Genomic DNA, 24,028 nt, shown 5'->3' on the forward strand with positions numbered 1-24,028 from the left:
CGCACTCCCGAGTGACGGTGTGCCCAGCCCGAGGGTGATCGGGGGCCGCCGTTCGCTGTCCCATAGAATTCAGCAGCTGCTAAACCCATGTGTGCGCTCGCGTGCACCGGACCAGTCCCAGCGGACGCCGAGGAGTTATGTCCGAAGCCAACGACAAGCAGGACCCCCAGGCGGGGGCGCTCGCGCCGGAAACGTTGACGGCCGCCGTCAAACAGGCCGAGACGGATTTCGCGGCCGCGGCGGATCTCGACGCGCTGGCCGCGGTCAAACCCGCCCACCTCGGGGACCAGTCTCCGCTGCTGCTCGCCCGCCGCGAGATCGGCGCCCTGCCCAAGCAGGAGAAGGCCGAGGCAGGCAAGCGGGTCAACGAAGCGCGCCAGGGCATCCAGTCCGCGTTCGACGCCCGTCGCGCGGTGCTGCAGGCGGAACGTGACGAGAGGGTGCTCCGCGAGGAGGCCGTCGACGTCACGCTGCCGTGGGACCGCGTGCCCCGCGGCGCCCGGCACCCGATCGCGACCCTGTCGGAGCGGATCGCCGACGCGTTCGTCGCGATGGGCTACGAGGTCGCCGACGGCCCGGAGCTCGAAGCCGAGTGGTTCAACTTCGACGCGCTGAACTTCGGCAAGGACCACCCCGCGCGCCAGCTGCAGGACACGTTCTACCTCGGCGAGGAGGACTCGGGCCTGGTGCTGCGGACGCACACCTCGCCGGTGCAGGCCCGCACGCTGCTGCACCGCGACCTGCCCGTGTACGTCGTCTGCCCCGGCCGCACCTACCGGACCGATGAGCTCGACTCCACGCACACGCCGGTGTTCTCGCAGGTCGAAGGCCTCGCGGTGGACAAGGGCCTGACGATGGCGCACCTCAAGGGCACCCTCGACGCCTTCGCCCGCGCGATGTTCGGCGGAAACTCGAAGACGCGCCTGCGTCCGCACTTCTTCCCGTTCACCGAGCCGTCGGCCGAGGTCGACGTCTGGTTCGAGGAGAAGAAGGGCGGCCCCGGCTGGGTCGAATGGGGCGGCTGCGGCATGGTCAACCCCAACGTCTTGCGTGCCTGCGGCGTCGATCCCGAGGTCTACTCGGGCTTCGCCTTCGGCATGGGTATCGAGCGCACCCTGCAGTTCCGCAACGGAATTCCGGACATGCGCGACATGGTGGAGGGCGACATCAGGTTCACCCTGCCCTTCGGAACGGAGGCCTGAGTGAAGGTCCCAGCCAGCTGGCTGATCGAACACCTCGACGTCGACGAGGAGGTCACGGCCCAGGATCTGGCCGACGCCTTCGTGCGGATCGGCATCGAGGTCGACGACGTCCGGAAGCTCGAACCGGTCACCGGCCCGCTCGTGGTCGGCCGCGTCGCCGAGATCGAGGAGCTCACCGAGTTCAAGAAGCCGGTCCGGTTCTGCCGGGTCGACGTCGGCGAGTCGGAGGACGAGGACGCCGACAAGCCGGACGAGAACCTCGACGACGACGAGGACGACGACGAGGGTCCCTTCGAGGACGAAGGCCCCACGGGGATCAAGACCCGCGGGATCATCTGCGGTGCCACGAACTTCGCCGAGGGCGACCTGGTCGTCGTCGCGCTGCCCGGCACCGTGCTGCCCGGTGGTTTCGAGATCGGTTCGCGCAAGACCTACGGCCGCCTCAGCGACGGCATGATCTGCTCCGCGAGCGAACTCGGCATCGGCGACGACCACTCCGGCATCCTGGTGCTGCCGCCGAGCACGGCCAGCCCCGGCGAAGACGCGAGCAAGCTGCTCGGCCTCGACGACACCGTCCTCGAGGTCACGCCGACCCCGGACCGCGGTTACACGCTGTCGGTCCGCGGCCTGGCCCGCGAGCTGTCCAACGCGCTCGACGTCCCGTTCGGCGACCCGGCGTCCATCGAGGTCCCCGAGGCCGAGAGTGACGTCTGGCCGGTCCACCTCGAAGACACCGAGGGCTGCAAGCGGTTCGTCCTGCGTCGTGTCAAGAACCTCGACGCGACCGCGCCGACGCCGTGGTGGATGCGCCGCCGCCTGATGCTGGCGGGCATCCGGTCGATCTCACTGGCCGTCGACGTGACCAACTACGTCATGCTCGAACTCGGACACCCACTGCACGCGTTCGCGACCGGTTCGGTCAAGGGCGATCTGGTGGTGCGCAAGGCGAAGCCGGGCGAGAAACTGACCACTTTGGACGATGTCGAGCGCACGCTCGACGCGGACGACGTGGTGATCGCCGACGACAGCGGGGTCATCTCGCTGGCGGGCACGATGGGCGGGGCGTCGACCGAGATCACGCCGGAGAGCACCGACGTGCTGCTCGAAGCGGCGCACTGGGATCCGTCGTCGATCAGCCGGACGGCCCGCCGTCACAAGCTGTTCTCCGAGGCGGCCAAGCGGTTCGAGCGCTACACCGACCCGCAGCTCTGCGCGGTGGCCGTCGAGTTCGCGGCGCGGCTGCTGCGTCAGTACGGCGAGGGCTCGATCCTGCCCGGCCGCACCGACGAGGGCGGCGTCGAGCCGAACCCGCCGGTGACCATGCCGATCAGCCTGCCCGACCAGGTGGCCGGGGTGCGCTACGAGCGCGGTGTCACGGTCAAACGGCTTTCGCAGATCGGGTGCAAGGTCAACGTGGGCACGTCGGAGGACGGCACCGCACTGGTGACCGCGGTCCCGCCGAGCTGGCGTGGCGACCTCGTGCAGCCGGCCGACCTGGTCGAGGAGGTGCTCCGGCTGGAGGGCTACGACAGCATCCCGTCGGTGCTGCCCGATGCCCCGGCCGGTCGTGGGCTCACCGACACGCAGCGTCGCCGTCGCTCGGTCGCTCGCGCGCTGGCGGAGAACGGCTACGTCGAGGTGCTGCCCTTCCCGTTCATCTCGGACTCGGTCTGGGATTCGTTCGGGCTGCCCGAGGACGACGTCCGCCGCAGCACCGTCAAGGTCCGCAACCCGCTGGAGGCGGATAAGGACCGGATGGCGAGCACCTTGCTGCCGGGGCTGCTGGAGACCTTGCAGCGCAACATTTCCCGCGGTTTCAAGGATGTCTCGCTGTTCCACATCGGGCAGGTCGTGCTGCCCGGGCCGAACCCGATCCCGATGCCTTCGCTCGGGGTCGACCGGCGGCCGACCGACGAGGAGCTCGCGGTACTGGAGGCGGCCGTGCCGCCACAGCCGCTGCACGTCGCCGTCGTGCTGGCGGGTCAGCGTGCCCGAGCGGGCTGGTGGGGCGAGGGCGAGCAGGCGAACTGGGCCGACGCGGTCCAGGCCGCCCGGCTGGTGGCGCAGGCCGCCGGCGTCGAGCTGACCACGGCCGCGGCGGATCAGCCGCCGTGGCACCCCGGCCGCTGCGCGCAGCTGCGGGTGGGGCAGTGGCCCGTCGGTTACGCCGGTGAGCTGCACCCGAAGGTCGTCGAGGCGCTCGGGCTGCCCCCGCGCACCGTCGCGATGGAACTCGACCTGGACGCGATCCCGATCCCGGACGACCGTCCGGCACCGCGGATCTCGGCGTACCCGCCGGTGCTGCTCGACGTCGCCCTCGTCGCCGAGGCGGAGGTGCCGTCGGCGGATCTGGCCGAGGCGCTGCGCGAAGGCGCGGGCGAACTGCTCGAGGACATCACGCTGTTCGACTCCTACCAGGGCGAGCAGGTGGGCGAGGGCAAGCGTTCGGTGGCGTACAAGCTGCGGTTCCGTGCCGCGGACCGCACGCTGACCGTCGACGAGGCCACCAAGGCCCGCGACGCCGCCGTCGCGGTCGCCGGTGAACGCTTCGGCGCGAGCCTGCGGGCCTGACCCGGTAGTCCCGTGAAGGCCCCCTTTCCTCGGCTGAGCCGAGGAAAGGGGGCCTTCACGCGCTTCAGGTGTGGCAAAGTGAGGACTTGTGTCACGTCCAGACGGCCGGTCCAGCATCCAAGACATCGCCCGCGCCAGGCTGAGCGACGGTTTCGTCGGCAGGGTCGGGGAACGTGAAGACTTCCGGGACAATCTGGGGTTGTCCGGAGACGACCGGCGCCGCCGGTACCTGTACTCGGTGCACGGCCTCGCGGGGGTCGGCAAGTCATTCCTCCTCGACCAGCTTCGTGGTATCGCCGAGGAAGCCCGCGCCGCCGTCGGGTTCGCCGACGACCGGCAGCAGGATTTGCCCGCGACGTTGGTCAAACTGGCGAAGGACCTCGCTCGCGGCGGGTACGAGATGCGCCGTTTCGAGAAGCGCTACGAGTCCTATCTCAAGGCGAGGGAACGGCTTCACAGCGATCCGCAGGCTCCTGCCGCGGGCCGCGCCCTCGTGACTAAGACCGTGGTCAAGGCGAGTCTCGGCGTCGCGAAGACACTGCCCGGCGGAAGCATCGCCGCCGACGCGATCGACGCGGACGCGACGGCGAAACAGCTGGAGCAGCTCCAGGTCTACCTCGCGGCGAAGTTCAAGCGGAAGGCCGATGTCCAGCTGCTCCTCGAACCGGCGGAGGAGCTCACCAAACCGTTCGTCGAAGATCTGTGGCGCATTCCGGAGAACCGGCAGATCGCGCTGTTCTTCGACACCTTCGAGCGGACCGCGCCGGTCCTGGAGACCTGGCTGCTCGACCTGCTCGCCGGACTGTACGGCGATCTGCCGCAGAACCTGGTGCTGACCGTCGCGGGTCAGTTCCCGCTGGACGAGGCGAACTGGAACCGGCACGCGCCGCTAGTGCGCGAGATCGAACTCCGGCCGTTCACCGAGCCGGAGGCACGGCGCCTGCTCGCCGAACACGGGATCACCGACGAACAGGTCATCGAGATCGTGCTGCGGCTGACCGACGGCCTGCCCGTCCTGGTCGCCATGCTGGCCAGCCGGAATCCCGTCGGCGCGGACGCCGTCGGCGATCCCAGCGATGACGCGGTCAAGCGGTTCCTGCACTGGGTCCCCGAAAAGGCCAGGAAGGACGTCGCCGCCACGGCGTCGCTGCCCCGCTTCCTCGACGAGGACGTCATCGGCGTGCTGACCGGGAAGGAGACCGCGGGGGAGACCTTCCGCTGGCTGCGGGAGCTGCCGTTCGTCGGGCGCCGCGAGCTTCCGGTGCGCTACCACCCGGTGGTCCGCGGCCCGATGGTGCGGCTGGAACGCGGACGTTCGTCCGCCGAGTTCGCCGAACGCCACCTCCGGCTCGCCGAGTACTACGAAGGCCGATGCGCCGAACTCGGCCTGAGCAGCCATCGCGACGCCTGGAGCGACGAGCGCTGGCAGAAGAGGAAGCTCGAACAGACCTATCACCGGCTCTGCGGCGCCCCGGCCGATGCGCTGCCGGACGCGCTGCTCGGCGCGGCCGAGATGATCACCACCGGCATCGCTCCCGCACGCGCTTGGGCGCGCATGATGGAGCAAGCCGGTTTCGACGCGGACGCGCCCTCGGTGCTGGGCTGGGGCCAACGGCTGACCGCCGCGATCGGCGACGGCGACGGCCCGCGGGAGATCCCGGTGCTCGACCTGCTCGCCGGCGCGGGTGAACTCGACGCCGCCCGGCTTTCGACGGTGATCCGGCGACGTGCGTGGGCCCACGAAGGACAAGACGACATCGCCGCGGCGACACGGGACTTCGACCGGGCTCTCGACCTGAACCCCGCCGACCCCTACCCGTGGAGCGATCGGGGCAACCTGTTCCGCAACGAGGGTGACTGGGAACGGGCGTTGTCGGATCTGAACCGGGCGATCGAGCTCGACCCCGGTTACGCCTATTCGTGGCGTGGGCGCGGTTCCGCCCGTGCCGAGCTCGGCGATCTCGACGGCGCGATGGCGGACCTCGACGAGGCCGTCCGTCTGCAGCCCGACCACACGTGGGCGTACTCCATCCGGAGCGAGGTGCATTTCAAACGCGGCGACGTCCGGAAGGCGATCGACGAGATCGACATCGCGATCCGGCTCGACCCCGACTACGCCTGGGCTGTCCACTACCGGGCCACCCTGTTCGCCGAGCTGGGAGACGACGACGAAGCGCTCGCCGGTCACCGCGCGGCGGCTGCCCTCCGCCCCAAAGACGTCTTCTACCTGACGGAGCTGGCGGTGTTCCTGGAACGGACGGAAGGCGGGGACGCCGCGTCGGCGGCCTTCGACGCGATCGTCGCGGCGGATCCCGGCAGCGCCAGGGCCCACGCGATCCGGGCCGCTTTCCACCACCGCGGCGAACGGTACCGGCTCGCCGTCGACGGTTTCACCGCCGCGCTGCGGATCGACCCGGACTACGAGTGGGCGTACTACATGCGCGGCCAGACGCATGACGAGCTGAACGATCGTGAGGCGTCGCTCACCGACTACGAGCGCGCGATCGAACTCGCTCCCGACGACGCCGAGAACCATCTGCAGCGAGGGATGGTGCTCAGCAGGCTCAAGGAGAACAGCGCAGCGGTGAGCTCCTTGAGCCGCGCGATCGAACTCGACCCCGGCAACGAGTGGGCCCACACCTGGCGCGCTCTGGCCCACCAGCGCTCCGGCGATTTCCGGGCGGCCCTCGCCGACATCGACGCCGCCGTCTCGGCGAATCCGGAGATGGCCTTCTTCCACACCACCCGCGGCGACATCCTCAGGGACCTCGACCGGCACGACGAAGCCCGGGCCGCACTCGACGAAGGGGTCCGTCTGGGACAGGACGGCGGGTACGCCTTGTACCGCCGCGCCCGCCATCGCTTCCTGTTCGGTGACCTTGAAGGCGCGTTGTCCGACACGGAAAGTGCGCTGGAAGCAGGGCATGACGAGAGTGCCCGTGCCCTTCGCGCGGACATCCGCTGCCGCGCAGGTGAGTACCAGGAGGCCATCCGGGAGCTGCGCGAACTGGTCGCCTCGGATCCGGAGGACACCGACTACCGCGAGAGCCTCGGGGAAGCCCTGCTGTTCGCGGGGGAGATCGACGAGGCGGAGACGCTCCTGGCCCCGCTCGCCCCGGAATTCGGCTGGGCGCACAATCTTCTCACCCTCGTCTGGCTGAAGACCGGGAAGACCGAAGAAGCCCACCAGGCGCTGAACGAAGGCCTCGACATGGCCAACGCCCGGATCTTGACCGGCGCCTTCGACTGGGACGTCCAGCTCCAGCCGCTCTTCTACCTCCTCGTCCTCGGCCGTGAGGAAGAAATGACCCGTGATCTCAAGGCCCTGCTCGAAAAGGGCGCGCCACAGGAGACGCGCTTGGAGCTGCTTCGCGATCTCAAGGAGCTACGAGTGCTGGTGCCCGAACTCGGCGGAGTGATCGAGGATCTCATCGCCCTCATCCCCAGGCCGGTGCTCACCCTCCCAGGTGCTTGAGCGCCTCCTTCCTGGACAGAGTGGACAGTGCCGGATGCGCGGTGACGAACGCGCGCACCCAGTCCGGTTCTGTCTTCGCGTACTCGCGCAGGGCCCAGCCGATTCCCTTGCGCAGGAAGAAGTCCTTGTCGTCGATATTCGCCTCGACGGCACGAGTGAGCAGGTCGGTGTCCGTTCCGGCCTTGGCGCCGATCTGGCAGATGACCGCTGAGCGGCGACGCCACCTGTCCTCGTCGTAGGCCCAGGTCAGCATCAGCGTGGTCACCGTCTCGGGTTCCGCGCGGAGGATCGGCCCGATCCGGCGGATGGCGACTTCGTCCACATAGTCCCACCACGCGCCCGTCACGATCATCTCCTCGTAGAGGCCGAGCAGATCGCCGTCCTGCCAACGGGCGTACGCGCGATGCCCGGAAAGGGCGATCGCCGCATAGCGCTCTTCGCGGAACTCTGCCTCCCGCCACAACGTGAGAATTGCCGTCGAAAAGCTCACACGATCGGGTAGCGGATTTTCGGCGTAGACCCGCTTCAGCAAGGCCGTCCGAGGCGGGGACGCCACACCGAGGAACGGCATTTCCGACTTCATGTACGCCCGCATCGACGGCGCTTTCCCCGGATCGGCCAGCGCGGCCAAACCGTTGCGAACCGACGAAACCAGGCTTTTCACCTCGTTCATGCGCTCTCCTTTCCCCAGTGGGCGCCGCGAGCGTACGACAGGGGACCGACAAGACTGATATGCCCGGATCGGGGATCGGATACCGACTAAAGAGGGATGGCGGTCAACGTGTCGGTCAGCGAGATTGAAGCCGGTTCTCGGTAGCTTCGGCCCGACCGGGTCGAACGCGGACGAAAAGGAACACAGTGAAGAAATTCGTTGCCGCCCTGGCGGTCGCGGGGATCGGCGTCGGCACCATGGCGCTCGCTCCCTCCGCCACGGCCGCCTCGGCGTCGGACTTCGATCCGAAGCCCATCTCCTGGGGAGCCTGTACGCGCCCGAGCCTGGTCAAGGCCGGCGCGGAATGCGGTTTCCTCGAGGTCCCGTTGGACTACGCGAAGCCGGGCGGGGAGAAGATCTCGATCGCCGTCTCGCGGGTGAAGCACAAGTCCGCCCAGTCGCAGGGCGTCATGATCGTCAACCCGGGTGGCCCCGGCGGTTCGGGCCTCGGGCTGTCGACGCTCGGCCGGGCCGTCCCCAAGAAGGCGGGTGAGGAGTACGACTGGATCGGCTTCGACCCGCGCGGCGTGGGGGAGAGCAAGCCGTCGCTGACCTGCGACGGGAACTACGCCTCCTACAACCGCCCGCAGTACGTGCCGACCACGCGCGCCATCGAGACGGCGTGGCGTGAGAAGGCGAAGGGTTACGCGAAGGCGTGCGCCAAGAACGGCGCGATCCTCGAGCACATCAAGACCATCGATGTGGCGAAGGACGTCGACAGCCTGCGCAAGGCGCTGGGCGAGAAGCAGATCAACTACTACGGCTTCTCCTACGGCACCTACCTCGGGCAGGTCTACAGCACGCTGTTCCCGCAGAACGTGCGGCGGATGGTGTTCGACGGCACCGTCGACCCCCGCGACGTCTGGTACAAGGCGAACCTGAACCAGGACATCGCCTTCGACAAGAACATCAAGACCTACTTCGGCTGGCTCGCCAAGTACGACTCCGTCTACCACCTCGGCGACACCGCAGCCGCGGTCGAGAAGCTGTGGTACGCCGAGCAGAAGAAGCTGTACGACAAGCCCGCGGGCGGCGTCATCGGCGGATCCGAGTGGACGGACATCTTCCTGCAGGCCGGGTACTACGTCTTCGGCTGGGAAGACATCGCGAACGCCTTCTCGGGTTGGGTGCACAAGGGTGACTGGCAGACCTTGAAGGGCCTGTACGACGACTCCAACCCGCCGGGCCAGGACAACGGCTACGCGGTGTACGCGGCCGTGCAGTGCACCGACGTGGCGTGGCCGCAGAGCTGGCCCCGCTGGAAGTTCGACAACTGGGTCACGCATTTCCGGGCGCCGTTCGAGACCTGGGGCAACGCCTGGTTCAACGCTCCGTGCCTCGACTGGCCCGCGAAGCCGGGCAAGCCGGTGGAGATCGACGGGAGCAAGGTCCCCGGCATCCTGCTGGTCAACGAGGAGAACGACGCCGCGACGCCGTACCCCGGCAGCATCGAGGTCCGCAAGCGCTACCCGAACTCCAGCCTGATCAGCGCTCCGGGTGGCACGACGCACTCGGGCTCGCTGTCCGGTGTGTCCTGTGTGGACGACAAGATCGCGGACTACCTGCTGACCGGAAAGCTGCCCGTGCGCAAGCCGGGCAATGGTTCGGACGTGCAGTGCGCCGCGGTCCCGCAGCCGGTTCCGGCCGGTGCTTCCGCGGCCGCGAAGTCGGACGTGCCGTCTTCGGTCGCCGAAGTGAAGAAGGAGGCGCTGGCTCAGGCGCTGCCTTTCTGAGTTGTTCGGGATGTCGCGATGCCCCGGTCCGGGTTTCCGGACCGGGGCATTTCTTCGCTCTGATGCTTCTCAGCAGTGGCTCGTCATCCGCATGCTGTGGATGCGGTCGAAGAACCCGGCGTCGAACGATCCCTCGGCGAACCACCAGTGCCACACGTTCTTGACGGTGCCCTTGACGAACTTGGTGTCACCGCCGTGATGGATGGGCCCGAGGACGATGCCGTTGCTGTCCAAGGTGTTCACCCACATCAGCCAAGCGTCGTTGCTGTCGCTGCTGACGATCGTCGCCTCGAACGAAGCGCTGCCGTTGCGTCTGAGGGTCCATTTCGCGTTGTCCATCGTGCAGTCCCCGGCCTGGATGCGACCCCAGGTGAACCAACAGGAATCCGCTCCGGTGCAGGTGGCCAGCGCGGTGGTGGACGCCGTCGTGCCCGCCGAGGCGGGCGTGGCGAAGACGGTCCCGATCGCGAGCACGAGCATTGTCACGAAAAGCGCCATCCGACGTGCTTTGGTCGTCATTTTTCCTCCCCATCGTGGACGAACCGATGAGCAAAGCTAACCCGCGGGTGATCGCGGTCAGGATCACTTAGGTGCGGCAACGGGGGTGGCCGATAGGGCCATGACCGGCCCCCTCGCGCTCGCGAAAGCGAGGAAAGTTCCGGTCACGCACCGAATCCCCTCGCCGCACCGGCGAATTGTCGGGCCCGCCCGTTACCGTCCCCGGCATGACCATCGTCGAAGAGCACCGGACCGAGATCCGGGTGCAGGACACCGTTTATCGCATCGAGGTCGCCGCCCGTGAGGGTGGCGGCGCGGCCGGGGAAGACCGCTGGGTGACCGTCATGGTCGGCGGAGCCGGACCGCTGGAGGAGCCTGTCGCCGAAGGCAGGCTCGATATCGACGCCGAAGCCGTACCGGCCTTGGCGACCGTCCTTTCCGACACCCTGCTGGCGTTCGCCGGACGGGGCACCGGCCGGAACGGCCGCCGAAGATCGGCGGACCGTCCCGCGCACCAGGGCCTGCCGTGGTCCGACGAGCTGGACGCGGAACTGGAAAGCCGTTGGCTCGCCGGGGAAAGCGTCGAGGAGATCGCGCGGCGGTTCGAGCGGACACCGGGCGGGATCCGTGCCCGGTTGCCCAGGGTCGGCTGCGACCCGGAGCGCCGGGGCGCGTACCTCCCCATCCCGCCGAGCCAACGAGAGGTGGCTGAACTCGGCTGAACACCGGCGGTCGCGGGGGCCTTCGGTCCTTCGCGACCGCCGTCAGTCCACTGTGGACCCAGCTCCGCGTTCCGCCCGCGCGGCCATCTTCCGGAGGTGCTCGATCAGTTCCGGCGGCTCGTGCACGGTGAATTCGCAGCCGAGTCCGAGGATCCGGAACGCGAGCCAGTCCAAGGTGTCCGTGCCCGCGTGGAAAACGCAGGTCTCGTCGTCCAGCGATTCCAGTTCGCCGAACCCCGCGCCGATCGCGGGGGCGACCTGGCCGATCGGCGCGTGCAGGGTCACGCGTGCGCTGTAGGTGGGAAGGAGGCTGTACATCTTGTCGGTGACATAGGCCGCCACGTCCTCCGCGGGTGGCTGTCTCGGAGTGGCCCGGCCGCCGGTCGCCCGCGGCTCCGAGATCCGGTCCGCGCGGAAGATCCGCCAGTCGTCGCGGTCGAGGTCGTAGCCGAGCAGGTACCAGCGGCGTCCGGCGGAGACGAGCCGGTGTGGTTCGACGTGCCGCCGGGATTCGGTGCCGTCGCCGGTGCGGTAGGTGAACCGGGTCCGCTCGGTGTTGGCGATCGCGCCCGCGAAGACGGTGAGGTGTTCCGGATCCACCGCGGGGCCCGTGCCGGGGAGCGGCACGGTCGCGGCGCCCAGCGCGCCGACGCGATAACGCAGCCGCGAAGGCAGCACCTGTTCGAGTTTGGCCAGCGCCCGCACCGAAGACTCCTCGATACCCGAGATCGCTTGCCCGGCGGCGCCGCGGAGGCCGACCGCGATCGCGACGGCCTCCTCGTCGTCGAGCAGCAGCGGTGGCATCGCCGTGCCGGCGCCCAGCCGGTAGCCGCCCTCGGAGCCTCGCGACGCCTCGACGGGGTAACCGAGCTCACGCAACCGGTCGATGTCGCGCCGGATGGTCCGCGGACTGACCTCCAGCCGTTCGGCGAGCTCGCTGCCAGGCCACTCGCGCGGGGTCTGCAGGAGCGACAGCAGGCTGAGCAGCCGGGCGGGCGTGTCCGTCATGCGATCAAGGATGCCTCGTACGGAGTCCCGTATCGGGTGAGCCACACGACTTTGTTTGATTGAACTTGCATGGGAGTGCATAATCATGCGTATGACGGTGAAGATCGCGGTGGCCGGAGCCAGCGGGTACGCGGGCGGCGAACTCCTGCGCCTGCTGCTGACCCATCCCGAAATCCAGATCGGCGCGCTCACCGCGGCCAGCTCCGCGGGGACGCCGCTCGTCCAGCATCAGCCGCACCTCGCCCCACTGGCGGACAGGGTCCTGCTGGAGACGACCCCGGAGACCCTGGCCGGACACGACGTCGTCTTCCTCGCCCTGCCGCACGGTCACTCCGGCGCCATCGCCGCGCAGCTGGGCCCGGACGTCCTGGTGGTCGACCTGGGCGCGGACCACCGCCTTTCGGACGCGGCCGACTGGCAGCGCTGGTACGGCGGTGACCACGCCGGGCAGTGGCCGTACGGGCTCCCCGAGCTCCCCGGAGCCCGCGAACGTCTCGCCGGGACCAAGCGCATCGCGGTCCCCGGGTGCTTCCCGACCGGCGGTTCGATCGCCCTCGCCCCGGCGCTCGCCGCCGGCCTGGTCGAGCCGGAGATCAACGTCGTCGCGGTCACCGGGACCTCGGGCGCGGGCAAGAGCCTGAAGCCGAACCTCCTCGGTTCGGAGGTGATGGGCTCGGCCACCGCGTACGGCGTCGGTGGTGCCCATCGGCACACTCCCGAGTTCGCGCAGAACCTCTCCGCGGTCGCGGGCGAGCGGGTCAAGGTCTCGTTCACCCCGGTGCTGGCCCCGATGCCGCGCGGGATCCTCACCACCGCGAGCGCAGCCCTCAAGACCGACCTGGACGCCGAAGGCGCCCGCGAGGTCTACGAAAAGGCGTACGCCACCGAGCCGTTCGTCCAGCTGCTGCCCGAGGGCCGGTGGCCGTCTTCGGCTTCGGTGGTCGGCTCGAACAACGTCCAGCTGCAGGTCACCGTCGACGCCGACACCCGGCGCCTGATCGTGGTCGCGGCCATCGACAACCTGACCAAGGGCACCGCGGGCGGTGCCGTCCAGTCGATGAACATCGCCCTCGGCCTCCCCGAAACCACCGGACTACCGACCGTAGGAGTCGCTCCGTGACCGTCACCCAGCCGAAGGGATTCCGTGCCGCGGGCGTCGCCGCCGGGATCAAGGCCGAGGGCAAGCTCGACCTCGCGCTCGTCGTCAACGACGGGCCGCTGCAGGTCGCGGCCGGCGTCTTCACGCGCAACGTGATCAAGGCCGCGCCCGTCCTGTGGTCGCAGGAGGTGCTCAAGCAGCAGCGGCTCAAGGCCGTCGTCCTCAACTCCGGCGGCGCGAACGCCGCCACCGGCCCCGGCGGTTTCCAGGACACCCACCAGACCGCCGAGAAGGTCGCGGGACTCTTCGAAGCAGGCGCGATCGAGGTCGCGGTCTGCTCGACCGGCCTGATCGGCGAGCGGCTGCCGATGGACGCGCTGCTCTCCGGGGTGGACACCGCCTTCGGGCGGCTCGGCACCGGTGACGAGGCCGACCTCGCCGCCGCCACCGCGGTCATGACCACCGACACCAAGCCGAAGCAGGCGGCCGCGAAGCACGAAAGCGGCTGGAGCGTCGGCGGGTTCGCCAAGGGCGCGGGCATGCTCGCGCCGAACCTCGCGACGATGCTCTCCGTCCTCACCACCGACGCGGTCGTCACGCCGGAAGCCTTGGACAAGGCTCTGCGTGCCGCCACCGGCGTGACCTTCGACCGGCTCGACGTCGACGGCGGGACCTCCACCAACGACACGGTCCTCGTCCTCGCGTCCGGCGCCAGCGGTGTCGAACCGACCGAGGCCGAACTGACCGAACTCCTCACCGCCGTCAGCCTCGACCTCGTGCTGCAACTGCGCGCGGACTCCGAGGGCGCGACCAAGTACGTCGACGTCACGGTCGCCGGCGCGGCGAGCGAGGCCGACGCCATCGCCGTCGGCCGGACGATCGCCGAGGACAACCTGGTCAAGACCGCCCTGTTCGGTTCCGACCCGAACTGGGGCCGCATCGCCATGGCGCTGGGCCGCGTGCCGGCGGAGATCGACCCGGAAAAGGTCTCCATCGCGATCAACGGCGTCACCCTCTTCGCCAAGGGCACCACCGCGGCGGATCGCTCCGAGGCGGATCTTTCGGGCCGTGACATCCGGATCGTCGTCGACCTCGGTCTCGGCGAAGGCGAGGCGACGATCTACACGACCGACCTCTCGCACGCGTACGTCGAAGAGAACAGCGCGTACTCCTCATGAGCCCTTCCGAATCCACCGTCCCCGCGGACGAACGGCTCGCGACGGCCGCCGAGAAGGCCTCGATCCTCATCGAGGCCCTGCCCTGGCTGCAACGCTTCCACGGCGCCACCGTCGTGGTGAAGTACGGCGGCAACGCCATGATCGACGAGAGCCTCAAGCAGGCCTTCGCCGAGGACATGGTCTTCCTGCGCACGGTGGGGCTGCGTCCGGTGGTGGTGCACGGCGGCGGCCCGCAGATCACCGCGATGCTCACCCGGCTCGGCGTCGAAGGCGAGTTCAAGGGCGGCTTGCGGGTCACCACGCCCGAGACCATGGACATCGTCCGCATGGTGCTGACCGGCCAGGTCAGCCGCGAACTGGTCGGCCTGATCAACGCGCACGGCCCGTACGCGGTCGGAATCTCCGGCGAGGACGCCCGGCTGTTCACCGCCGAGCGCAAACAGGCCACTGTGGACGGTGCATCGGTCGACATAGGACTCGTCGGTGAGGTCTCCGAGGTCAACCCGGACGCCGTGCTCGACATCGTCAACGCGGGCCGGATCCCGGTGGTGTCCACCGTGGCCCCGGACGTCGACGGCGTCGTGCACAACATCAACGCCGACACCGCCGCCGGCGCGCTGGCCGCGGCGCTCGGCGCGGAAAAGCTCGTCGTGCTCACCGATGTCGAAGGCCTTTACGCCAACTGGCCGGACCGCGGTTCGCTGGTCGACAGGATCCGGGTGGACCGCCTCGAAACCCTGCTTCCCGGCCTCGCCAGCGGCATGATCCCGAAGATGGAGGCCTGTGTGCGCGCCATCCGCGGCGGCGTCCGCCGCGCGCACGTGATCGACGGCCGCATCGCCCATTCGGTGTTGCTGGAGGTCTTCACCTCCCGCGGCATCGGTACCATGGTCTTCCCCGAAACGGAGCTCCCGTGACCACGTACAAGTCCAATGTAGACGGACAGGAGCACTGGAAGTCGTCCCTCATGGACAACTACGGCACCCCGGCGCTGACCCTGGTCCGCGGTGAGGGGGCGAAGGTCTGGGACGCCGACGGGAAGCCGTACGTCGACCTGCTGGGCGGCATCGCGGTCAACGCGCTCGGCCATGCCCACCCCGCCGTGGTCGCCGCCGTCACCGAGCAGATCGCGAAACTCGGCCACACCTCGAACCTCTACGTGAACCCGGTCGCCGTCGAACTGGCCGAAACCCTCCTGGACGTCGCCGGTCTGTCCGGCAATGCGAAGGTGCTGTTCGTCAACTCCGGCGCGGAGGCCAACGAAGCCGCGCTGAAGATCAGCAGGCTCACCGGGCGCACCAAGGTCGTCGCGTGCGAGGGTGCCTTCCACGGCCGCACCATGGGCGCGCTGACGCTGACCGGCCAGCCGTCGAAGCGGGACGCGTTCGAGCCGCTGGTTCCCGGCGTCACGCACGTTCCCTACGGTGACATCGACGCGCTTCGCGCCGCGGTGGACACCGAAACGGCGGCGGTGTTCCTCGAGCCGATCCTCGGTGAGGCGGGCGTCGTCCCGGCGCCGGACGGGTACCTCCAGGCCGCGCGGGAGATCACCAAGGCGACCGGGACCCTGCTGGTCCTCGACGAGGTGCAGACCGGCATCGGCCGCACCGGCGCGTGGTTCGCCTTCCAGCACGCCGGCATCGTCCCGGACGTCATCACCCTGGCCAAGGGACTCGGCGGCGGCCTGCCGATCGGCGCGGTCATCGGCGTCGGCGAGGCGGGGGAGCTGGTGAAGCCGGGACAGCACGGCACCACCTTCGGCGGTAACCCGGTCTGCTGCGCCGCCGGGCTCGCCGTGCTCAAGACCATCGCCAAGGACAACCTGAACGACCACGTTTCCGCGCTGGGCAAGGACATCGCCTCCCGCGTGGAGGAGCTCGGCCACCCGCTGGTGTCCGGGGTCCGCGGTGCCGGGCTGCTGCTCGGCATCGCCTTGCGCGAACCGGTCTCGGCGAAGGTCGCCAAGGCCGCGCAGGACGCGGGGTACCTGGTCAACCCCATCGCCCCGGACACCATCCGGCTGGCACCGCCGCTGATCCTGAGCGCCGACGAGGCCGCGGGATTCCTCGAAGCCCTTCCCGGGGCGCTCGATTCCACCACCACCTAGGACAGAGACGAAACGCATGCTCCGCAACTTCCTCCGTGACGACGATCTCAGCCCGGCCGAACAGGCCGAGATCCTGGACCTCGCCGACCAGCTGAAGGCCGAGCCCCTGAGCTCCCGCGCGCTGGAGGGCAAGTCCGTCGCGGCGATCTTCGAGAAGAACTCCACCCGGACCCGGTTCTCCTTCGAGGTGGGCATCGCCCAGCTCGGCGGTAATCCGGTCATCGTCGACGGCCGCTCGATGCAGCTCGGCCGCGAAGAGACCATCGAAGACACCTCGCGCGTGCTTTCGCGGTACCTCGACGCGATCGTCTGGCGGACCTTCGCCCAGAAGCGCATCGACGCGATGGCCTCGGCGGCGAGCATCCCGGTGGTCAACGCGCTCACCGACGAGTTCCACCCGTGCCAGGTGCTCACCGACCTGATGACCATCCGCGAGCGCAAGGGCAAGCTCGCCGGGCTCACCCTGGTGTACCTCGGCGACGGCGCCAACAACATGGCGCATTCGCTGCTGCTGGGCGGGACCACGGCCGGGATGCACGTGCGCGTCGTCTCGCCGGAGGGTTTCCAGCCGGACCAGCAGGTCATGCTCGACGCCAAGCACCGGTCGACCGAGACCGGCGGCAGCACCACGGTCTTCACCGATCCGTACGCCGCGGTCGAAGGCGCGGACGTCGTCGTCACCGACACCTGGACCTCCATGGGCCAGGAGAACGACGGTCTCGACCGCGTCGGCCCGTTCCGTGAGCTGCAGGTCAACTCCGCGCTGATGCGCCGCGCCGCGGACGAGGCGATCGTGCTGCACTGCCTGCCCGCGCACCGCGGCTGGGAGATCACCGACGAGGTCATCGACGGGCCGGCCAGTGCGGTCTGGGACGAGGCCGAGAACCGGCTGCACGCGCAGAAGGCGCTGCTGGTGTGGCTCATGGACGAGAAGCGACGATGACCGGCAGCAGGGTCACCCGGCAGGCCCGGATCACCGAACTCGTGTCCTCGATGGCCATCCGCAGCCAGACGGAGCTCGCGAAGCTCCTGGCCGCGGAAGGCATCGACGTCACGCAGGCGACGCTGTCCCGCGACCTCGACGAACTGGGCGCGGTGAAGCTCCGAGGTGCCGATTCCGGCGCACCGGTGTATGTCATTCCGGAGGACGGCAGCCCGGTACGCGGAGTGCAGGGCGGTACTTCCCGGCTTTCGCGGCTGCTCGCCGAACTGCTCGTCTCGGCGGACTCGTCGGGGAACCTGACGGTGCTGCGCACCCCGCCGGGGGCGGCGCAGTTCCTGGCCAGCGCCATCGACAGGGCGGCGCTGGAGGAGGTCGTCGGCTCGATCGCCGGCGACGACACGGTCGCGGTGATCGCGAGGGAACCGTTGTCCGGCAAGGATCTGGCCGAGCGTTTCATGGCGCTGGCCCGACGGTCGTCCACAGTGGACGGCGGTGAGGAGACCGAGGGTGACGCCTGACGGGTTCACGTTCCCGGACGACGAGGAGAAGCTGGTCATCACCTTCGACGAAGGTGTACCGGTGGCCATCGACGGGGAGACCGTGACCCTGCTGGAGGCCTTCCAGCAGCTGAACCGCCGTGTCGGCGCCTTCGGGCTCACAGGACGCGAGATCTACGAGGGGCCCGGCGCGCTCGCGCTGGTCACCGCGCACGAGGAACTGCGAAAGGTCAGCATCGGGCGGGTGTCCGGTGAGGTCCGGCTGGTCCTGCACCGCGGCAACGCGGTCGTGAACTCCGCGCGCGACGAGCGCGCGCTGTACGACTTCACCACAGGCGCTACCTTCGACCGGTCAGTCGCCTGAAGAGAACCAAGGAATTCGAGGAGTGTTGTGAGCGGGAATGAGCAGCCGGTGCAGCTGTGGGGCGGCCGGTTCGCCAGCGGACCGGCCGAGGCGATGGCGGCGCTGAGCGCGTCGACCCATTTCGACTGGCGGCTGGCGCCGTACGACATCGCCGGGTCGCGGGCCCACGCGCGGGTGCTGCGGAAGGCGGGGCTGCTCACCGAAGACGAGCTGACCGGCATGCTCGCCGCGCTGGACACCCTCGCGCAGGACGTCGCGTCGGGCGCGTTCACCCCGACCGTCGCCGACGAGGACGTCCACACCGCGCTCGAACGCGGTCTCCTGGAGCGGGCGGGCACCGAACTCGGCGGCAAGCTCCGGGCGGGCCGTTCGCGCAACGACCAGGTCGCGACGCTGTTCCGGATGTGGCTGCGCGACGCCGCCCGCCGCGTGGTCGCGGGCACCCTCGGCGTCGTCGACGCTCTCGTTTCGCAGGCGAAGCGGCACCCGGACGCGATCCTCCCGGGCCGCACCCACCTGCAGCACGCCCAGCCCGTCCTGCTGGCGCACCATCTGCTCGCGCACGGCCAGTCGCTGCTGCGCGACGTCACCCGGCTGCGTGACTGGGACGCTCGCACCGCCGAGTCGCCCTATGGCTCCGGCGCGCTGGCGGGATCCTCGCTCGGCCTCGACCCGGAGGCCGTCGCCGAGGAGCTGGGCTTCGACACCAGCGTCGAGAACTCGATCGACGGCACCGCCTCGCGGGACTTCGTCGCCGAGTTCGCCTTCGACGTCGCGATGCTCGCGGTCAACCTGTCCAGGATCGCCGAAGAGGTGATCATCTGGAACACCGCCGAGTTCGGCTACGTCACCCTCGACGACGCCTGGGCGACCGGCAGCTCGATCATGCCGCAGAAGAAGAACCCCGACGTCGCCGAGCTGACCCGCGGCAAGGCCGGGCGGCTCATCGGCAACCTGACCGGGCTGCTCGCGACGCTCAAGGCGCAGCCGCTCGCGTACAACCGCGACCTGCAGGAGGACAAGGAGCCGGTCTTCGACTCCGTCGAGCAGCTGGAACTGCTGTTCCCGGCGATCGCGGGCATGCTCGAGACGCTGACCTTCCACACCGACCGGCTCGCCGAACTGGCGCCCGCCGGCTTCACCCTCGCCACGGACATCGCCGAATGGCTGGTCCGGCAGGGCGTGCCGTTCCGCGTCGCGCACGAAGCGGCGGGGGAGAGCGTCCGCGTCGCCGAGGCCCGCGGCGTCGGGCTGGACGAACTGACCGACGAAGAGTTCGAGAAGATCAACCCGGCGCTGACGCCGGCCGTGCGCGAGGTACTGACCGTCGAAGGCTCCGTGAGCTCGCGCAACGCCCGGGGCGGTACCGCTCCGGAGCGCGTCGCCGAACAGCGGGACCGTCTGGTCGCACGGGTCGCCGAACACCGCACCTGGCTCGGCTGAACAAACCCCCAAAGTGCGTGAAGGCCCCCTTCCCTCGGCTGAACCGAGGGAAGGGGGCCTTCACGCGCATCAGGAAAGCCTGGTCTCCAAACCGTCGAGGACGCAGTCGAGGCCGCGCTCGAAGTCGGCCTCGTTCGTCTCGCCCGGCGCCCGCCTTCGTTGGGCCGCGTACAGCTTCTTGAGCCGCGGGTGATCACGCACCGCTAGCTCGGCCGCCGGCCACAGGCGCTCCTTCCACTCCGCCTCGCTCTGCCCGCCGCGTTCGAGCGTGGTCAGCCATGCGGCTTCGCTGGTGGCCCGCCCGACGACGAACGCCATCACCGTGTTCCACGCCAGATCGGCATCGTCCAGCGAGAAACCGGCGTTCTCGAACAGGGCGAGTGCCGCCTCCGACATCTTCAGCACGTTCGGCCCGAGATACGCCACTCCCGTCTCGCCGAGCAGCGAGCCGAGCCACGGATGGCGAAGGAACACCGACCGCAGGTCGCGCGCGAACCGCCTCGCCGTCATTCGCCACGGACCTTCCCCGGGGAGCGCGACCTCGCCGTACACCTCGTCGACGACCAGCTCCACCAGCTCGTCCTTGGTGGCCACGTGGGTGTACATCGACGGGGCGGCCACACCGAGCCGGGCGCCGAGTTTCCGCATGCTCAGCGCGTCGACGCCACCTCCGTCGAGGAGCTCGATGGCCTGGGAAACGATCTGCTCCCGGCTCAGCGACGGCTGCTCGCGCTTGCGTTTCGGGGGACGCATCCACACCGACATCCGCGATCCCTCACTTTTCCGTACAGTGTTCAGTATGCCTAACACTGTACGGACAAAGTTCGACCGCGCCCACTGGCAGTCCCGGCTCGACGCCCTGAGGGCCGAACACCACGTGCCGGGCGCGACGCTCGCCGTGCTGGCCGAGGGAGAGATCCACGAACTGGCGAGCGGGGTCCTGCACCGGGGGACCGGGGTGGCGGCGACCACCGATTCGATCTTCCAGCTCGGCTCGATCGCGAAGGTCTACACGGCCGCGCTGGTACTCGGGCTGGCCGAGGAAGGCCGCCTGCACCTCGACGCGCCGGTCGTCGAGGTGCTGCCGGAGTTCGCGACGATCGATCCCGCGGCGACGAAGGCCATCACCGCCCGGCGGCTGCTCAGCCATACCGGTGGACTCACGTGCGATTTCGTCGAAGACACCGGACGAGGCGACGATTGCCTCGCGAAGTACGTCGAGGCCGCCAGGGGAGTGGCGCTCGACTGCCCGCCGGGGACGGCCGCGTCCTACAGCAGCGTCGGGTACAACGTGCTCGGCCGGATCGTCGAGGTCATCACCGGCCTGACCTGGGACGACGCCCTGCGCGAGCGGCTCGTCGTCCCGCTCGGGCTCGCCGAGACGATGACCCTGCCCGAAGAGGCGCTCCGCTTCCGCGTGGCGATGGGACACCTCGGCCAGGACCCGGAGCCGACCGCCGCGTGGGACCTCCTGCCGCGCTCCGCCGGACCGTTCGGCCGAGTCCTCGCCACGGCCGGCGACGTCGTCCGCTTCGCCCGGATGCTGCTGGACGGCACTGCACCCGACGGGACGCGCGTGCTGGCCGAAGAGACGGTGACCATGATGCGGCGTCTCGAGGCGGAGGTGCCCGACAAGTGGACTCTCGGTTCCGAAGGCTGGGGGCTCGGGCTGTCGATCCACGACTGGAACGGCGTCCCCGGCTTCGGGCACAACGGATCCTCGATCGGGCAGCGCTCCTACCTGCGCGTGGTGCCGGACGCCGGAGTGGCCTTCGCCCTGCTCACCAATCACGGCACGACCGACAGGTTGTACAACGAGCTTTCGCGAGAGCTGCTCGGCGAGGTCGCCGGGGTCGAAGTTCCCGCCGACTTCGCACCACCGGCGTCGCCGCCCTCGGTGGACGTCGCCCCCTTCGCCGGTACTTACCGTCGAGAAGGCGTCATCATCACCGTCACCGAGACGGCGGGAAAGCTGCGCTTCGTCTACGAATTCGCCGACGGTCTCAAGGGAATCGCCCCGCCGATCGAAGCGGAGCTCGTGCCCGTGTCGGACAGTGTCTTCGCCGGGATGAACCCCCTGTTCGGCGACGACTGGATGCCGGTGCTGTTCACGAAACTCCCCGACGGCACCGAGTGTTGCCACACCAGCATGCGGGTGGCGCCGAAGATCGAGGCGGCCGGTTAAGGTCGGCCTGGGAGAACGCGACGTTAGGGGAGTGCGGAACGTGGAGACCGGCAGACAGTTCACCCGGCGCGAGCTGGCGCTGGATCCGGTGGAGCTGTCCACGCTCCTGCTCGGCGCGGTGATCGAGGCGACCGGTCCCGACGGCACGGTCGCGGTCCGGCTGGTGGAGGTCGAGGCCTATCGAGGGCTCGACGACCCCGCGTCGCACTGCTATCGCGGCAAGACCCCGCGCAACGCGGTCATGTGGGGACCCGCGGGACATCTGTACGTCTACTTCGTCTACGGCATGCACTTCTGCGCGAACGTCGTCGGCACCGAGGACGGGCAGCCGGGTGCTGTGCTGCTGCGTGCCGGGGAGGTGGTGTCCGGTGCGGACGTCGCCAGGGCGCGCAGGCCGTCCGCGCGCGGCAACGGCGAACTCGCCAAAGGCCCGGCGATCCTCACGTCGGTGCTCGGTATCGACCGCGCCGAGAACGGCGTCGACCTGACCGACCCCGCGTCACCCGTCCGGTTGTTCAGCGGTGAACGCGTCCCCGAAGCCGACATCCGCACCGGGCCGCGCGTCGGGGTCGCGATGGCGATGGACACGCCGTGGCGGTTCTGGATCGACGGATCGCCCGCGGTCTCCACCTACCGCCGCGGTGGCAAGCGACGGGCGGCCGCCCCCGGCCGATAGTCGGTTGACCTGGTGCGGGAGGATCTACAGGCGTGAGCGAGCACATCCTTGACGAGCTGACCTGGCGCGGCCTGATCGCGCAATCCACCGACCTCGAAGCACTGCGGCGAGACCTCGACCAAGGGCCCCTCACGCTCTATTGCGGATTCGACCCGACCGCGCCCAGCCTGCACGCCGGCAACCTGGTGCCGCTGCTGATGCTCTCGCGTTTCCAGCGCGCCGGGCACCGGCCGATCGTGCTGGCGGGCGTCGCCACGGGCATGATCGGCGATCCGCGTGACACCGGTGAACGCACCCTGAACACGCTGGACACCGTCGCCGCGTGGGCGGACCGGATCCGCGGGCAGCTGGAGAGGTTCGTCGACTTCGACGACTCGCCGACCGGCGCGGTCATCGAGAACAACCTGAACTGGACCGGCAAGCAGACCGTCGTCGAGTTCCTGCGCGACGTCGGCAAGCACTTCCCGGTCAACACCATGCTGAACCGCGAGACGGTGAAACGTCGCCTCGAAGCCGACGGCATGTCCTACACCGAGTTCAGCTACCTGCTGCTGCAGTCGCAGGACTACCTGCACCTGTACCGGGAGTACGGCTGCAAGCTGCAGATCGGCGGCTCGGACCAGTGGGGAAACCTCGTCGGCGGCGTCGACCTGATTCGCCGGACCGACGGCGGCCACACGCACGCGTTGACCGCGCCGCTGGTCACCGACACCGAAGGGCGCAAGTTCGGGAAGTCCACCGGTGGCGGCAGCGTCTGGCTCGACCCGGAGATGACGTCCCCGTACGCGTGGTTCCAGTACTTCCTGAACGTCGCCGACTCCGACGTCATCCGCTACCTGCGGATGTTCTCCTTCCTCGGGCAGGAGGAGATCGCGGCACTGGCCGAGGACACCGAGCAGCGCCCGCACCTGCGGTCCGCGCAGCGGAAGCTGGCCGAGGACTTCACCACCCTGGTGCACGGTGAAGAGGCGACCCGTCAGGTCATCGCCGCGAGCCAGGCGCTGTTCGGCAGGGGAGAGCTGCGTGAGCTCGACTCGTCCACCCTCGACGCCGCCATGGCCGAGGTGCCGAACGGCAAGATCGACCCGAACGGCGAGGCGACCATCGTCGACCTGCTGATCGCGGCCGGGCTCGTCGACAGCAAGGGCGCCGCGCGTCGCACCGTCAAGGAAGGCGGCGCGTACGTCAACAACACGAAGATCGCCGACGAGGAGTGGAAGCCGTCCTCGGACGACGCTCTGCACGGCCGCTGGCTGGTGGTCCGCAAGGGCAAGCGCAACGTCGCCGGCGTGCGCGTCGGGGGCTGATCGCCGCCCGGGCCCGAAACAGGGACTCTGACCTGCGGAAACGCGGTTAAGGTACCCCCCTGTTTCGGGCCCTTCCGGGGCGTGTAAAGTTCTCCAAGTCGCCAGGGAAACCGGGTGGCCGACCGGGACACGAACCAAGCTCTCGCTCAGTGCGATTGAGTGGGTGTCCCACCAAAAACTGCTAGGAATGACTGCTTCGGATAAGGCCGCTGTGATGGTGGTGCGATTCGGGGTGTGTTGCTTGAGAACTCAACAGTGTGCTAGTGAACTAAGCCAGTAGAGCTTATGTATTGAAACCTCGTAAGAGG

The 24,028-nt window shown here is 69.2% G+C and carries 20 protein-coding genes; 16 read left to right on the forward strand and 4 right to left on the reverse strand.

Annotation, left to right across the window (positions count from 1 at the left end; genetic code table 11):
* Positions 1–137 precede the first annotated feature (137 nt).
* The 3 genes from pheS to AJAP_RS14010 all read left to right on the forward strand — a co-directional run bounded on the left by pheS (position 138) and on the right by AJAP_RS14010 (position 7,248).
* Positions 138–1,202, forward strand: coding sequence for a phenylalanine--tRNA ligase subunit alpha (gene pheS, locus AJAP_RS14000; protein WP_038511481.1), 1,065 nt, complete (start codon positions 138–140; stop codon positions 1,200–1,202).
* Positions 1,203–3,773, forward strand: a complete 2,571-nt coding sequence (pheT, locus tag AJAP_RS14005) for a phenylalanine--tRNA ligase subunit beta (RefSeq protein WP_038511483.1) — start codon at positions 1,203–1,205, stop codon at positions 3,771–3,773.
* 88 nt (positions 3,774–3,861) lie between these two features.
* Positions 3,862–7,248 (forward strand): tetratricopeptide repeat protein, encoded by a 3,387-nt coding sequence (locus AJAP_RS14010; protein WP_038511485.1) that lies wholly within the window; start codon positions 3,862–3,864, stop codon positions 7,246–7,248.
* On the opposite strand, the gene AJAP_RS14015 is transcribed toward AJAP_RS14010, so the two are convergent.
* A complete protein-coding gene (locus AJAP_RS14015) occupies positions 7,229–7,921 on the reverse strand; it encodes a DNA alkylation repair protein (protein WP_038511488.1) in 693 nt (230 codons plus the stop codon). The two genes, AJAP_RS14010 and AJAP_RS14015, sit on opposite strands and share 20 nt — an antisense overlap.
* 185 nt (positions 7,922–8,106) lie before the next feature.
* On the opposite strand from AJAP_RS14015, the gene AJAP_RS14020 reads away from it, so the two are divergent.
* Positions 8,107–9,693: an alpha/beta hydrolase gene (locus tag AJAP_RS14020; protein WP_038511490.1), complete on the forward strand. Its 1,587-nt coding sequence runs from the start codon at positions 8,107–8,109 to the stop codon at positions 9,691–9,693.
* Positions 9,694–9,762: 69 nt separating this feature from the next.
* Here the strand turns inward: AJAP_RS14020 and AJAP_RS14025 are convergent, their stop codons facing one another.
* Entirely contained in the window at positions 9,763–10,212 is a 450-nt protein-coding gene (locus AJAP_RS14025; RefSeq protein ID WP_143202779.1) for a DUF6294 family protein, read from the reverse strand.
* 206 nt (positions 10,213–10,418) lie between these two features.
* Between AJAP_RS14025 and AJAP_RS14030 the strand changes: the two genes are divergently transcribed.
* Positions 10,419–10,913, forward strand: a complete 495-nt coding sequence (locus tag AJAP_RS14030; RefSeq protein WP_038511496.1) for a hypothetical protein — start codon at positions 10,419–10,421, stop codon at positions 10,911–10,913.
* Positions 10,914–10,955: 42 nt separating this feature from the next.
* Here AJAP_RS14030 and AJAP_RS14035 read toward each other — a convergent pair whose 3' ends face one another.
* Positions 10,956–11,921, reverse strand: a complete 966-nt coding sequence (locus tag AJAP_RS14035; protein ID WP_038511499.1) for a helix-turn-helix transcriptional regulator — start codon at positions 11,919–11,921, stop codon at positions 10,956–10,958.
* Between the two features lie 91 nt (positions 11,922–12,012).
* Here AJAP_RS14035 and argC point away from each other — a divergent pair, with 91 nt between their 5' ends.
* From argC to argH, 8 genes are read left to right on the forward strand one after another with little or no spacing between them, the layout of a single operon-like run.
* Entirely contained in the window at positions 12,013–13,041 is a 1,029-nt protein-coding gene (gene argC, locus AJAP_RS14040) for an N-acetyl-gamma-glutamyl-phosphate reductase (RefSeq protein WP_038511502.1), read from the forward strand.
* Positions 13,038–14,198, forward strand: coding sequence for a bifunctional glutamate N-acetyltransferase/amino-acid acetyltransferase ArgJ (gene argJ / locus AJAP_RS14045; RefSeq protein WP_038511504.1), 1,161 nt, complete (start codon positions 13,038–13,040; stop codon positions 14,196–14,198). Before argC ends, argJ begins: the two co-directional genes overlap by 4 nt.
* On the forward strand, positions 14,195–15,115 hold the full coding sequence (gene argB / locus AJAP_RS14050; RefSeq protein ID WP_038511507.1) for an acetylglutamate kinase: 921 nt from the start codon (positions 14,195–14,197) through the stop codon (positions 15,113–15,115). Before argJ ends, argB begins: the two co-directional genes overlap by 4 nt.
* Complete coding sequence (locus tag AJAP_RS14055; protein ID WP_038511509.1) at positions 15,112–16,305, forward strand: acetylornithine transaminase; 1,194 nt, start codon at positions 15,112–15,114, stop codon at positions 16,303–16,305. Before argB ends, AJAP_RS14055 begins: the two co-directional genes overlap by 4 nt.
* 16 nt (positions 16,306–16,321) lie before the next feature.
* The gene (gene argF, locus AJAP_RS14060) at positions 16,322–17,248 is read left to right on the forward strand and encodes an ornithine carbamoyltransferase (RefSeq protein ID WP_038511511.1); all 927 of its coding nucleotides are present in this window, start codon (positions 16,322–16,324) and stop codon (positions 17,246–17,248) included.
* On the forward strand, positions 17,245–17,766 hold the full coding sequence (locus AJAP_RS14065) for an arginine repressor (protein ID WP_016335384.1): 522 nt from the start codon (positions 17,245–17,247) through the stop codon (positions 17,764–17,766). Before argF ends, AJAP_RS14065 begins: the two co-directional genes overlap by 4 nt.
* On the forward strand, positions 17,756–18,109 hold the full coding sequence (locus tag AJAP_RS14070; protein ID WP_038511514.1) for an adenine nucleotide alpha hydrolase family protein: 354 nt from the start codon (positions 17,756–17,758) through the stop codon (positions 18,107–18,109). The genes AJAP_RS14065 and AJAP_RS14070 overlap by 11 nt, the downstream gene beginning before the upstream one ends.
* Positions 18,110–18,136: 27 nt before the next feature.
* Positions 18,137–19,552 carry an argininosuccinate lyase gene (argH, locus tag AJAP_RS14075; protein ID WP_038511517.1) on the forward strand — a complete coding sequence of 472 codons (1,416 nt, stop codon included), beginning with the start codon at positions 18,137–18,139 and terminating at the stop codon, positions 19,550–19,552.
* 69 nt (positions 19,553–19,621) lie between these two features.
* Here argH and AJAP_RS14080 read toward each other — a convergent pair whose 3' ends face one another.
* On the reverse strand, positions 19,622–20,317 hold the full coding sequence (locus tag AJAP_RS14080; RefSeq protein ID WP_038511520.1) for a TetR/AcrR family transcriptional regulator: 696 nt from the start codon (positions 20,315–20,317) through the stop codon (positions 19,622–19,624).
* A gap of 34 nt (positions 20,318–20,351) precedes the next feature.
* On the opposite strand from AJAP_RS14080, the gene AJAP_RS14085 reads away from it, so the two are divergent.
* The 3 genes from AJAP_RS14085 to tyrS are packed head-to-tail and all read left to right on the forward strand — an operon-like array spanning position 20,352 to position 23,720.
* Positions 20,352–21,737, forward strand: a complete 1,386-nt coding sequence (locus tag AJAP_RS14085) for a serine hydrolase domain-containing protein (protein ID WP_038511523.1) — start codon at positions 20,352–20,354, stop codon at positions 21,735–21,737.
* A 40-nt stretch (positions 21,738–21,777) separates the two neighbouring features.
* Positions 21,778–22,413: a DNA-3-methyladenine glycosylase gene (locus tag AJAP_RS14090; protein ID WP_174492022.1), complete on the forward strand. Its 636-nt coding sequence runs from the start codon at positions 21,778–21,780 to the stop codon at positions 22,411–22,413.
* A 32-nt stretch (positions 22,414–22,445) separates the two neighbouring features.
* The gene (gene tyrS / locus AJAP_RS14095; protein WP_038511529.1) at positions 22,446–23,720 is read left to right on the forward strand and encodes a tyrosine--tRNA ligase; all 1,275 of its coding nucleotides are present in this window, start codon (positions 22,446–22,448) and stop codon (positions 23,718–23,720) included.
* The last annotated feature ends 308 nt before the right edge of the window (positions 23,721–24,028 follow it).

The organism is Amycolatopsis japonica (genome assembly GCF_000732925.1).
Classification (GTDB): Bacteria; Actinomycetota; Actinomycetes; order Mycobacteriales; family Pseudonocardiaceae; genus Amycolatopsis; species Amycolatopsis japonica.